This is a genomic window from Bradyrhizobium sp. PRIMUS42, assembly GCF_023006515.1.
GTDB lineage: Bacteria > Pseudomonadota > Alphaproteobacteria > Rhizobiales > Xanthobacteraceae > Bradyrhizobium.
The window spans coordinates 1-12,175 of record NZ_JALBGZ010000107.1 but is presented as its reverse complement, the minus strand read 5'-3'; the positions used below and the strand labels follow the sequence as shown (position 1 = coordinate 12,175).

12 protein-coding genes are annotated in these 12,175 nt (G+C 60.6%); 8 read left to right on the top strand and 4 right to left on the bottom strand.

Annotation, left to right across the window (positions count from 1 at the left end; all coding sequences use genetic code 11):
* Together MOV75_RS11605 and MOV75_RS11600 are read left to right on the top strand one after the other, a co-directional pair.
* Positions 1-835 (top strand): electron transfer flavoprotein subunit alpha/FixB family protein (locus MOV75_RS11605; protein ID WP_247005735.1); only part of this gene is annotated, 835 nt, incomplete at its 5' end.
* A 105-nt stretch (positions 836-940) separates the two neighbouring features.
* Positions 941-3,010: a 3-hydroxyacyl-CoA dehydrogenase NAD-binding domain-containing protein gene (locus MOV75_RS11600; protein WP_246924889.1), complete on the top strand. Its 2,070-nt coding sequence runs from the start codon at positions 941-943 to the stop codon at positions 3,008-3,010.
* Between the two features lie 194 nt (positions 3,011-3,204).
* Here the strand turns inward: MOV75_RS11600 and MOV75_RS11595 are convergent, their stop codons facing one another.
* Positions 3,205-3,777, bottom strand: coding sequence for a TetR/AcrR family transcriptional regulator (locus MOV75_RS11595; RefSeq protein WP_246924886.1), 573 nt, complete (start codon positions 3,775-3,777; stop codon positions 3,205-3,207).
* A gap of 149 nt (positions 3,778-3,926) precedes the next feature.
* On the opposite strand from MOV75_RS11595, the gene MOV75_RS11590 reads away from it, so the two are divergent.
* Entirely contained in the window at positions 3,927-4,664 is a 738-nt protein-coding gene (locus tag MOV75_RS11590; protein WP_246924884.1) for an SDR family NAD(P)-dependent oxidoreductase, read from the top strand.
* Positions 4,665-4,924: 260 nt separating this feature from the next.
* Positions 4,925-6,184: a beta-ketoacyl-ACP synthase II gene (gene fabF / locus MOV75_RS11585; RefSeq protein ID WP_246924879.1), complete on the top strand. Its 1,260-nt coding sequence runs from the start codon at positions 4,925-4,927 to the stop codon at positions 6,182-6,184.
* A 51-nt stretch (positions 6,185-6,235) separates the two neighbouring features.
* Here fabF and MOV75_RS11580 read toward each other — a convergent pair whose 3' ends face one another.
* Entirely contained in the window at positions 6,236-7,411 is a 1,176-nt protein-coding gene (locus MOV75_RS11580) for a VWA domain-containing protein (protein WP_246924876.1), read from the bottom strand.
* Positions 7,412-7,771: 360 nt separating this feature from the next.
* On the opposite strand from MOV75_RS11580, the gene MOV75_RS11575 reads away from it, so the two are divergent.
* The 4 genes from MOV75_RS11575 (at position 7,772) to MOV75_RS11560 (ending at position 10,663) form a co-directional block, all read left to right on the top strand.
* On the top strand, positions 7,772-8,614 hold the full coding sequence (locus MOV75_RS11575) for a MoxR family ATPase (RefSeq protein ID WP_246924874.1): 843 nt from the start codon (positions 7,772-7,774) through the stop codon (positions 8,612-8,614).
* 80 nt (positions 8,615-8,694) lie between these two features.
* Entirely contained in the window at positions 8,695-9,282 is a 588-nt protein-coding gene (locus MOV75_RS11570) for a TetR/AcrR family transcriptional regulator (protein ID WP_246924871.1), read from the top strand.
* A gap of 27 nt (positions 9,283-9,309) precedes the next feature.
* Positions 9,310-9,942: a glutathione S-transferase family protein gene (locus MOV75_RS11565; RefSeq protein WP_246924868.1), complete on the top strand. Its 633-nt coding sequence runs from the start codon at positions 9,310-9,312 to the stop codon at positions 9,940-9,942.
* Between the two features lie 10 nt (positions 9,943-9,952).
* Positions 9,953-10,663 (top strand): SDR family NAD(P)-dependent oxidoreductase, encoded by a 711-nt coding sequence (locus MOV75_RS11560; protein WP_246924864.1) that lies wholly within the window; start codon positions 9,953-9,955, stop codon positions 10,661-10,663.
* Between the two features lie 16 nt (positions 10,664-10,679).
* On the opposite strand, the gene MOV75_RS11555 is transcribed toward MOV75_RS11560, so the two are convergent.
* Both MOV75_RS11555 and MOV75_RS11550 read right to left on the bottom strand, forming a co-directional pair.
* Entirely contained in the window at positions 10,680-11,735 is a 1,056-nt protein-coding gene (locus MOV75_RS11555) for a LysR family transcriptional regulator (protein WP_246924859.1), read from the bottom strand.
* A gap of 309 nt (positions 11,736-12,044) precedes the next feature.
* The coding region (locus tag MOV75_RS11550) for an NAD(P)(+) transhydrogenase (Re/Si-specific) subunit beta (RefSeq protein ID WP_246924894.1) at positions 12,045-12,175 on the bottom strand (131 nt) is incomplete at its 5' end.

The window sequence follows — 12,175 nt, the reverse complement described above, 5'->3', positions numbered from 1 at the left end:
GCTGGTCGCCGGCCAGAACGCCAAGGCCGCGGCGGATGCCGCCGCCAAGCTTGCCGGCGTGAAGAAGGTGCTGCTCGCCGACGGCGACCTCTATGCGCACGATCTTGCCGAGCCGCTGGCCGCGCTGATCGTGTCGCTGGCTTCCGGCTATGACGCGATCGTCGCGCCCGCGACCTCGCGCTTCAAGAACGTGATGCCGCGCGTTGCCGCCCTGCTCGACGTCATGCAGGTCTCGGAGATCACCAAGGTGGTCGCCCCCGACACCTATGAGCGCCCGATCTATGCCGGCAACGCCATCCAGACGGTGAAGTCCAAGGACGCCAAGAAGGTCATCACGGTGCGGACCTCGACCTTCGCGGCAGCGGGTGAAGGCGGCAGCGCGCCGGTCGAGAACGTAGCAGCGGCGGCCGATCCCGGCCTGTCGTCGTTCGTCGGCGAGGAAGTCGCCAAGAGCGACCGTCCCGAGCTGACCTCGGCCAAGATCATCGTCTCCGGTGGCCGCGCCATGCAGAGCCGCGAGAACTTCGCCAAGTACATCGAGCCGCTCGCTGACAAGCTTGGGGCCGGCGTTGGTGCCTCGCGCGCGGCGGTCGACGCCGGCTATGCGCCGAACGACTGGCAGGTCGGCCAGACCGGCAAGGTCGTGGCCCCCGAGCTCTACGTCGCCGTCGGCATTTCCGGTGCCATCCAGCATCTGGCCGGCATGAAGGACTCCAAGGTGATCGTTGCGATCAACAAGGACGAGGACGCGCCGATCTTCCAGGTCGCCGATTACGGCCTGGTCGCCGACCTCTACCAGGCGGTTCCGGAGCTGACGGCCGAACTCGGCAAGTAATGCACGTGGCGGCAGCCCATGCACCGTTCGGCGCGCAATGCGACCCAACGTACCCGGCAATTCCAACGGCAAGCGCCGTCCAGAACGGCGAAATGGAGGAAATCGATGAGCACTGTCGTAAGCCTGAAGTCCCACGACGTCGTAGGCGTCGTCACCATCGATAGCCCTCCCGTCAACGCGCTCAGTGCAGCGGTACGCGGCGGCATTCTGGAGTGCGTCCAACAGGCCATCGCCGATCCCTCCATTCAGGCCATCGTGCTGACCTGCGCAGGACGCACCTTCATTGCCGGAGCCGACATCACGGAATTCGGCAAGCCTCCGAAGAAGCCGGCCCTCGATGAGGTCCTGACCGCGATTGAGAGCAGCCCGAAGCCCGTCATCGCGGCAATTCACGGCACCGCTCTCGGTGGGGGGCTTGAGGTCGCCCTGGCGTGTCATTTCCGGGTGGCGGCTAAGGGTTCGAAGCTCGGCCTGCCCGAGGTCAAACTCGGTCTATTGCCGGGCGCCGGTGGCACCCAGCGCCTCCCGCGCGCTGTGGGTCCAGAACTTGCCGTTAAAATGATCATCGGCGGCGACCCCATCGGCGCCAACGAAGCGTTTCAGAACGGATTGATCGAGGAGGTGGTCGAGGAGGCATCATCGGGCGGCGAAGCCTTCGCTCGAAAGCTCCTTGCCGACAGGCGCCCGCTTCGCAGGTTGCGCGACGATGACACCAAGCTCGCTGCTGCGCGATCGGACCGTTCGATTTTCACCAGCGCTGTGGCTGCGATTACAAAGAAGGTCAGGGGGTTGGAGGCGCCGTTCGTTGCGGCCGACGCAATCGGCCATGCGCTGGATCTACCCTTTGAGCAGGGGCTGAAGAAAGAACGGGAATTGTTCCTCCGGCTGATGAGCAGCGATCAATCGAAGGCTCTACGGTACGCTTTCTTCGCCGAGCGAGAGGCAGCGAAGATCGCCGGTGTCGAGACCGGCACCAAGCCGCGTTCGGTCGAGGGCGTGGCGATCATCGGCGCCGGCACCATGGGGGGCGGGATCGCGATGTCATTCGCGAACGCAGGCATTCCTGTCACTTTGGTGGAGACCGGCAAGGAGCAGCTCGATCGCGGATTGGGCGTCATCCGCAAAAACTATGAAGCCACCGCAGCCCGAGGCGGTATTCCCGCCGATGCGCCTGCGAAGCGCATGGCACTCATCACGGGAGCCGTCGGTCTCGACAACGTCGGGCAAGCCGACCTCATCGTAGAGGCTGTATTCGAAACCATGGCCATCAAAAAGGAGGTTTTCGGACAGCTCGACAAAATCGCGAAATCTGGCGCTATCCTGGCGACCAACACCTCCTTTCTGGACATCAATGAGATCGCCAAAGAGACCGGGCGTCCCCAGGACGTGGTGGGCATGCACTTCTTCAGCCCGGCCAACGTGATGAAGCTGTGCGAAATCGTCCGCACCAAGAGCACCGCGCCCGACGCGCTGGTAACCGCAGTTGCATTGGCGCGGAAGATCGGAAAAGTGCCGGTGATCGTCGGTGTCTGCGACGGCTTCGTCGGCAACCGCATGCTCATGGCCCGGCAGCATCAGGCCAGCCAGCTGCTTTTCGACGGCGCACTTCCTCAGCAGGTAGATGCCGCCCTGGCTAAGTTCGGAATGCCGATGGGCCCGTTCGCAATGGGCGACCTCGCCGGACTAGATATCGGCTGGCGCTCGCGGCAGGATCGCGGCATCAAGTCGGAGATCGAAGACGCTCTATGTGAGGCTGGCCGCTTCGGACAGAAGACCGGAAGGGGCTTCTTCCGGTATGAAAGCGGCTCGCGCGCTCCCCTTCCCGATCCGGAAGTCGAGACACTGATCGATCAGACGTTGAACCGTCTCGGGCGCAAGCGGCGCACGATCAGCGATGAGGAAATCCTGGAGCGGACGACATATGCGATGATCAACGAAGGAGCTCGGATCCTTGAAGAAGGCATCGCGACTCGAGCAAGCGATATCGACGTGGTATGGCTTTATGGGTACGGATGGCCAGTCTATCGTGGGGGCCCCATGCATTACGCCGACCATGTCGGGCTGAAGACGATCGCTGACAAGCTGTCGTACTATGCGAAGGAAGCAAACGATCCGTCGCTCGAACCGGCACCGTTGCTGAAGAAGCTGGCCGATCAGAACGCGAAATTCACCTGAGTTGTTGGCCTCGGAGCGGGCGAATGCCTTCCCGCTCTGAGGCTGACCTTCCTGTCGGCGGGTAAGCCGCCGTTATTGTCGGCTTCCGGGCGGCAAATCTGGTGGATCGAGACACCGGTCGGCAACACGGGATCGACCCGATACAGGGCCGGTCATGCCATGAATCACAAAAGCTGGCTCCAGCCTTTGTCGGACTATCGCGAACGTAAGAGCCGGGATAACTGCCGGCGAACGACCCCCAGCATCGTTTCAGAAGCCGTCGGCTTCGCGTCTTTCAAAGCTCGCGAAATAGCCAGCGCTCCAACAAGCGCGGCGACAGCGAAAAGCGAGAGATCTCGGGATTCCGAGTTTGATCTGCCGGTAGCCCTCAGCTCGTTTTTGACCAGTTCCACAAAGCCGTCGAATCCGGCGGCGAACTCCTCTTGGACGGCGCCGTCTTGCTGAGAAATTTGCGAGACCAGCGCGGCTATTGGACAGCCGCTCTCCGGGGAATCCCGGTGCTGCAGCGACAAATATTGGCTCAGCAAGTCGTCAAGCGACAACTTGGAAAAGTCCGAATGGCATTGGCGGAAGCCCTCCTCGAGAGCTTCCGACGAGAGCGCGTCTTTCGAGGAAAAATGACTGTAGAGCGCCCCATGGGTAAGGCCCGCAGCTTTGGCGACCTCCCCCACCGTCATCGCTCCAAAACCGCCCTTTCGCATATGCCTGGAGGCGACATCGAGGATTGAAGCTCGGTTTTCGGCCGCCTGGGCCTTGGACACTTTCATTCTTTGCTGGCTCGGGCGTTGATGGGGACCTTGACATCCATAGATTACGTACGCAATTAAGCCATTCATTGCAAACGCAATGAATATGAGAAGCGCTGGCCCGAGCGGTTGTTGATTGCCGGCAATTACAGGGACTTTGGAGATCGAGAATGAAGGTTGAAGGTTCAGTTGCCCTGGTGACTGGTGCGAACCGAGGAATCGGGCGAGCTCTCGTCGAGGAGTTGCTCAGACGTGGCGCATCGAAAGTCTACGCCGGAGTGCGCGACGTCAGTTCGGCAGAGGCATTATTCAAGGACGACCGGCGCTTGATCGCGCTCCAGCTGGACGTCAGCAAGCCCGACCAGGTCGCCAAGGCAGCGGCGGCGGCATCCGATGTGACCCTGCTCGTGAACAATGCAGGATTTCTCGGAGGCCACGGCGCACTGTCCGTGAGCGATCTTGCACTGGCGCGTCAAGAGATGGAAGTAAACTACTTTGGACCTCTGGCCCTTGCCCAGGCATTCAAGAATACGCCCGCGCTGAAGGGCGGCGCAGTAATCAACATTCTGAGCTTCCTGGCCCTCGCGACCATTCCACAAGCAGGGACCTATTCGGCCTCGAAGGCGGCGGCACTCTCGTTGACGCGGGTCCTGCGAGCGGAACTGAAGAGCCGTGGATCTCAAGTCCTGGCGGTATTGCCGGTGCAGGTTGATACACCGCTCGGAAAGTCCATGCCGGATCCGAAGCTGACGCCTAACGAAGTCGCGGTCCACACCCTGAACGCCCTGGAAGCGGGGCAAGACGAGGTTTATCCGGGTGCGCTCTCCGAAGGTGCCGCTGCCGCGTTCAAGGCGGACCCGGCGGGATTGCAGGCGAAGTTGGCTGCCATGGTCCACGCCATCGATTAAACCGCAATGGGCGGCTTCGGGGCTGAAACGACCCCGACCGCCCATTTTTCACTGATAGTTACTTGAAATTTCGTAGCTACTCTGGCAGCTTGGGGGCTGCGTAGCTTGCCAGGGGTAGAGCGCTGCTCCCTATCACAGGTGAGAGCGCCGCCTCGTCGCCGGAGAAAAAATTCGAGAAGAACCGATACTGCTGACGCACGCTCGGGATCTCGCCTCACTCCGGCAATAGACCATCTAGTCATCAAGAATCGGGTCCTGACATGCGCCGAATAGTAGTCACAGGAATGGGGCTGGTGTCTCCGCTCGGCTGCGGTACGGAGGTGGCGTGGTCCCGGCTGCTTGCCGGCAAGTCCGGGCTGACCATCCTGCCGGAGTGGGCTTCCTCGCTGCCGGGGAGAGTTGCCGGGCTAGTGCCGACCAAAGACGATGATTTCGATGGCGGCTTCGATCCCGATCGGACCATCCCGCCCAAGGAACAGCGGAAAATGGATCGGTTCATTCAGTTCGCGTTGGTGGCGGCTGCGGAGGCAGTCAAGCAGGCCGGCTGGTCCCCTGCGGACGAACGCTCTCAGGAGCGGACAGCGACGATCATCGCTTCTGGAATTGGCGGATTTCCGGCCATCGTCGAAGCGGTACGGACCACCGATCAACGTGGCATCCGCCGTCTGTCACCGTTCACCGTGCCATCCTTTCTGGCAAATCTCGCCGCCGGACACGTTTCGATACAGTACGGCTTCAAAGGGCCAATCGGCGCCCCCGTAACGGCGTGCGCCGCCAGCGTACAGGCGATCGGCGACGCGGCTCGATTGATCCGCGCGGGTGAGGCCGACGTCGCGATCTGCGGAGGCGCCGAAGCTTGCATCGATCTCGTCAGTCTTGGAGGGTTCGCAGCGGCCCGCGCAATCTCCACCCACTTCAACGACAAGCCCTCGCAGGCGTCCCGACCGTTCGATCGGGATCGCGACGGCTTCGTCATGGGCGAAGGAGCTGGAATTTTGGTAATTGAAGAGTTCGAGCACGCTAGAGCGCGCGGGGTCCGGCCGATCGCCGAACTCGTCGGCTATGGAACTTCAGCTGACGCGCATCATATCACGTCAGGTCCCGAGGACGGCTCAGGCGCCCGGCGAGCTATGGAAGCGGCCTTGCGGCAGGCAAACCTTCATCCGCGCAACGTGCAGCATCTCAATGCCCACTCGACCTCGACTCCAGTCGGCGACAACTCCGAGCTGGCGGCCATCAAATCCGTTTTCGGAACCCATGGCGGCATCGCCGTCAGCGCGACAAAATCGGCAACCGGTCATTTGCTGGGCGCTGCAGGGGGCGCCGAGGCTATCTTCTCGATCCTCGCCGTCCGAGACCAGGTAGCCCCTCCTACCCTCAATCTGGAAAATCCAGACGAGGCAGCGGAAGGCGTCGATCTCGTCGGACCCAAGGCTCGAAATATGGCGATGGATCACGTGATCTCGAATGGCTTTGGATTTGGCGGCGTGAACGCCAGCGTCATCTTCAAGCGCTGGTAGGGTGACCTGCACGCACTTCTCTTTGCTGGGTTCTAGCCGGCCAGCTCCGGTCTAATGCGTCAATTCCTTGGTCGCTGCTTCCAGACCCTCGATGGTGATCGGGTACATCCGGTTGGCGAAGATGCGTTTGATGATGGTGGTCGATTCTGAATAGTCCCAATGCTTCTGAGCGACCGGGTTCAACCACACCGAATGCGGATAGGTGCGGATGATGCGGTCGAGCCAGATCGAGCCCGGCTCTTCGTTGACGTGCTCGACCGAGCCGCCGGGCACCATGATCTCGTAAGGCGACATCGAGGCGTCGCCGACGAACACGACCTTGTAGTCGTGCGGGTATTTGTGCAGCACGTCCCAGGTCGGCGTGCGGTCGGTGAAGCGGCGCTTGTTCTGCTTCCACACGCCTTCATAGAGGCAGTTGTGGAAGTAGAAATACTCCATGTGCTTGAACTCGCTCTTCGCCGCCGAGAACAGCTCCTCGACCTGCTCGATATGCGCGTCCATGGAGCCGCCGATGTCGAAGAACACCAAGAGCTTCACCGCATTGCGCCGCTCGGGGCGCATGTGCACGTCGAGATAGCCGTGATTGGCGGTCTCGCGGATCGTGGTGTCGAGATCGAGCTCGTCAGGCGCGCCGGCGCGCGCGAACTTGCGCAGGCGGCGTAGCGCCACCTTGATGTTGCGGATGCCGAGCTCGACGTTGCCGTCGAGGTCCTTGAACTCGCGCTTGTCCCACACCTTCACGGCGCGGTTGTTGCGGTTCTTCTCCTGGCCGATGCGGACGCCTTCGGGATTGTAGCCGTGGGCGCCGAACGGCGAGGTGCCGGCGGTGCCGATCCACTTCGAGCCGCCCTGGTGGCGGCCCTTCTGCTCCTCGAGGCGCTTCTTCAGGGTCTCCATGAGCTTGTCCCAGCCCATGGCCTCGATCTGCTTCTTCTCTTCTTCAGTGAGGTATTTCTCGGCGAGCTTCTTCAGCCACTCCTCGGGGATCTCCGCCTTTTCCATGGCGTCGAGCAGGTTTTCCAGCCCCTTGAACACCGTGCCGAAGACGCGGTCGAACTTGTCGAGGTTGCGCTCGTCCTTCACCAACGCGGTGCGCGACAGATAGTAGAAATTCTCGACCGAATAGTCAGCAAGGTCGGCGTCGAGCGCCTCCACCAGCGTGAGGTATTCGCGCAGCGTCACGGGGACCTGCGCGTCGCGCAGAGAGGTGAAGAATTGCAGCAACATGATAGATGGACCATCCTAGTATCCGGGCAAAACTATCCCGGATCTTGGCGCGCCCGATCGACAAACGAGAATAAGTACACTTCATCGGTGAATAGCCCCGCGCATTGATTCTTGCTCCGACAATAGTCGATCAATTGTCCTGAATGAGTAAGGCACAAAGCATTTGAATCATGCGACTTTAACCACGTTGGGCTGCGCTCGGGCAGATCACCGCAACTTGTCGACTTTGCACGCGAGTCACTCCATGAACATGCGCGGCTGTTGGAAGTGGCCGAGTGGCCGAAGACTTGATTCCCCTGTAAAACTGCCGCTATTCAGATCATACCTTGCGTACTACCCGCTCCAACAAAACTGATGGTCATGAAATTCACTGGGACGAAGAACTACGTCGCAACCGACGATCTCAAAGTGGCCGTCAATGCCTCGATCGTGCTGCAGCGCCCCCTCCTCATCAAGGGCGAACCGGGCACCGGCAAGACTGTGCTGGCCGAGGAAGTGGCCAAAGCGCTGAACGCGCCGCTGCTGACCTGGCACATCAAGTCCACCACCAAGGCACAGCAGGGCCTCTACGAATACGATGCGGTATCGCGGCTGCGCGATAGCCAACTCGGCGACAGCAGGGTCTCCGACATCAACAATTACATCAAGCGCGGCAAGCTGTGGGAGGCCTTCACCGCCGAGCAGCGCCCGGTGCTGCTGATCGACGAGATCGACAAGGCCGACATCGAATTCCCGAACGACCTCCTGCTCGAGCTCGACCGCATGGAATTCCATGTCTACGAGACCGGCGAGACCATCAAGGCGAAGCAGCGCCCGATCATGATGATCACCTCGAACAACGAGAAGGAGCTGCCGGACGCTTTTCTCCGCCGCTGCTTCTTCCACTACATCAAGTTCCCCGACGCCGACACCATGGGCCGCATCGTCGACGTCCACTTCCCCGGCATCAAGAAGCGCCTGGTCGAAGAAGCGCTGCGCATCTTCTTCGAGGTGCGCGAGGTGCCCGGCCTGAAGAAGAAGCCGTCCACGTCCGAGCTTCTCGACTGGCTCAAGCTGCTGCTCAATGAGGACATGAGCGTCGAGCAGCTGCGCGAGAGGGATCCGCGCAAGCTGATCCCGCCGCTGCACGGCGCGCTGCTCAAGAACGAGCAGGACGTGCACCTGTTCGAGCGGCTGGCGTTCCTCGGCCGGCGAGAGGTCTAACCCTTCAAGAATTCGATATTGGCCGTCGGCCGGAGTTCTTGATATTCAGGTCTCCGATTATTCTGACCGGAGTCGATTAGATGGGCCACTCCCAAGCGGACAAAGCGAAAAGTCGGGAGCGTATTCTGGATGCCGCCGCAGTCCAGATCCGAGAGCTGGGATTGGACGGCCTCAGCATTGCCGAGCTCATGAAATCGGCAAAGCTGACGCACGGCGGGTTTTACGGGCATTTTGACTCGCGCAGTGAGTTGATCTCCGATGCTTTGGCAAAGGCTCTTTCGGAAGGCGGCCCAGAATCAGCGCGCCTGGGAAGCACGAACGGTCCGCGGAGCCTCAAAGCGCTGCTAAACACCTATCTCAGCAAGGCGCACCGAGACGATCGGAGTGTGGGATGTGCGGTAGCGGCGCTGGCTGGAGACGTTGCGCGAAGCGATCGAAGAACGCGCGACGTCATGACGAGCTATCTCTCCCAGCACTTCGACAAAGTAGCTAACCTAGTGGAAGGCGATCACCCCGACGAATCCGCCATTGCCATCGTCTGCACGATGGTCGGAGCGGTCGCCCTTTCGCGAGTCGCGAGAGATCGTCCGATGTCTGACAAGATATTGCGCGCGGCCCAACGAAGCATTCTCGATCTTGTGGAAAGTCGCGAGACAGCTGAAAAATAGCGGCCCGAAGGAAAGAAAAGGACGACGATGAAGCTCTACGATTTCGGACCTGCGGCGAGCGCTCAACGCGTTCGTGTCTTCCTGGCCGAGAAAGGTCTCGAGCTGCCAACCGAACAACTGAACGTCCGGGAAGGGGCGCAGTTCACCCCCGCCCTCACCGAGATGAATCCGTTTCACTGCGTCCCCTTCTTGGAATTGGACGACGGCACGGTCATCGCGGAGTCCCTGTCGATTTGCCGCTATCTCGAAGAAATATACCCGCAACCGGCTCTTTTTGGGCGCACGAGCAGCGAGCGCGCCGTGGTCGACATGTGGTTGCGGCGGTTCGAACTGGATGGCCTTATTCCGATGCTGCACGCCGTCCGCAATTCCTTGCCGATTTTCGCCGGTCGAGTTGTGCCGGGCACGCGGAATGACCTGCCGCAATTGCCCGCGCTGGTCACTCGTGGGCGCGAAATGATGGAAATATTTCTCGGTCGCGTGGAGCCGTACATGGCCAAGAACGCATTCGTCGCCGGCCCCCAATTCAGCGTCGCCGATATCACCGGCTTCTTCGCCATACGCTCGGCCAACGCGCTGAACATGGATATTGGCGCGCGCTATCCTGCCGTCGCGACCTGGTTTGCCAAAGTTTCGGCGCGCCCGTCTTTCCAGCTCTGAGGAGGCCCATATGAAAAATCCAGTTTGCATCGTCACCGGGGTCGGTCCTGAGCACGGCACGGGCGCGGAGATCGCCAGGCGTTTCAGCGAGGGCGGCTATCGGGTCGCGATGATAGCCCGCAATGCGGAGAACCTCCGCAATTTGGCATCGAAGTACGAGGGCGCGCGCGCCTTTCCTTGCGATGTCGGTGATCTCAAAGCGTTGGTCCAGACGCTCGCCCTCATCAGGACCGAGATGGGGGCTCCCCAAGTCGTCGTTCACAACGCCCTGCGTGCAACGCGGGGAAGCATCCTTGCCATGGACCCCGACGATCTGGAGAAGAACTTCCGGGTCAATACCACCGCGCTGCTCCATCTCTCCCGCGAGACTATTCCGCAGATGCTGGCGGCCGGGAAAGGCGCAATCCTGGTAACTGGCAACACGTCCGCCTTTCGTGGAAAGGCCAACTGGGGATTCTTCGCTTCAACGAAAGCGGCCCAGCGCATTTTGGCCGAATCAATGGCGCGTGAATTCGGGCCGAAGGGAATTCATGTCGCCTATTTCATGATCGACGCAGCGATCGACACTCCCCGCACCCGCCCGGTTCTGGCGGCGGACAAGCCCGACGATTTCTTCGCAAAGCCTACCGCCATAGCGGAGGAGATGTTTCGGGTCGCCCACCAGGACCGGTCGACCTGGTCTTTCCTTGTCGAACTACGCCCGTTCGGCGAGGCCTGGTAAGGCTCACCGAACTGGATCAAGCAACCCGCTGCAGTCGCTTCTGAGCCGACCTCTGACCGACAAACCACGATTTGGTGTCAGTCAATTCCGCTTCCAGAAAGCGCCAGACCTGCTTGGTCATCTTTCTGAGGTCGCTTTCGCGGCGGCGGAGCAGCCATAAATCCAAAATGGCCGCCTCGTCCGGAAGCACACGCACCAAGCCTTCAGCCAAGGCAAACGGCACCGGCAGAAATGCCAAGCCGAGACCTTCCGCCGTCGCAGCGAAATGATTGACGACCGGCACGAGCTTCAATGTACTCCGGGCGTTCGCAGCCGAATTGAAGGCCGTCAACAACGAGATATGGCTCGTCCGTTCGTTGTGAAGCCTCCCGTACTCGGCCGTGCTTCCGATCAATTCATGGTCGACCAGCTCGTTCAGGGACCTCGGTGCACCACGTTCCGCCAAATAGCTGTCAGATGCAAACAAACCGAAGGCGATGGTTCCGACGCGGCGACCGATGAGTTCGCTGTCACCCGGATGTCCTATCCGAATGACCAGATCGAGATCACTGGTGGCAAGGTTCTGCTGCTCGACAGTGGAATTGATCTCAAGTCGGATCTGAGGACTCAGGGCGCGCAACTTCTTGACGCGAGGCAGCAGCCAGTGCTTGGTCAGGCCTTCGGTTGCGGAGATCTTGACGGCGGTCGAACGATGGCCGACCCGCAGGGACAGATCCCGGTGAAACTCCTCGAAAGAACGAACCATCTCTTCCGCCGAGCGGAGAAGGTCCTGTCCCTCCTGGGTAAGTTTCACTCCGGACGAGACCCGAAAGAAAAGCGGCGCACCGATATTCCGCTCTAACTCCTTCAAGCGCCTGCTGAGAGTCGGCTGGCTCATGCCCAAGTCCCGGGCGGCCCTGTTGACGCTGCCGGTTCCCGCCACCGAAAAGAAGAGCCTGAACAGATCCCAATTGGTTTCGGTCAAGCGAGGTTTGTGTTGGCTACTACCAGTCGCCCCCAACCCCGTGTTGCGCGGCTCCGCTTCGGAGAAAGGTCCGCCGCGCGCAGCTTCGCCACTCACCACGTTCTCCATTTCCACCCCTTCGAGACACGTGCGAGCGGAGCTAAATGACGCTCGTCATCTTTTACTCAGGATGATGCTTATCATGCAAAACGTCAAGCGGCGGATTAAGCACAGATCGGTTGAAACGAACAATTGAACACACGTTCAATGCATGTTCTCGCGGTTGTGAGGGTTGTGAACAGGACATACCGGCTGCGTAACCTCGGCTCTGTCCTGTTTGCGCTAGAGAGGCGAATTCGCCTCTCGTGGTGATCCATTCTGCCCGGCAAGCTTCGCAAGAACCCGTGCACCTATCGGACGAGTTGTCTGAGAAATCCGCTACATCGCCTTGACGATGCTCTCGGTGACCTTCTTGGCGTCGCCGAGCAGCATCATGGTGTTGTCGCGATAGAACAGCGGGTTATCGATGCCGGCATAACCGGACGCCAGAGAGCGCTTGATGAACATCA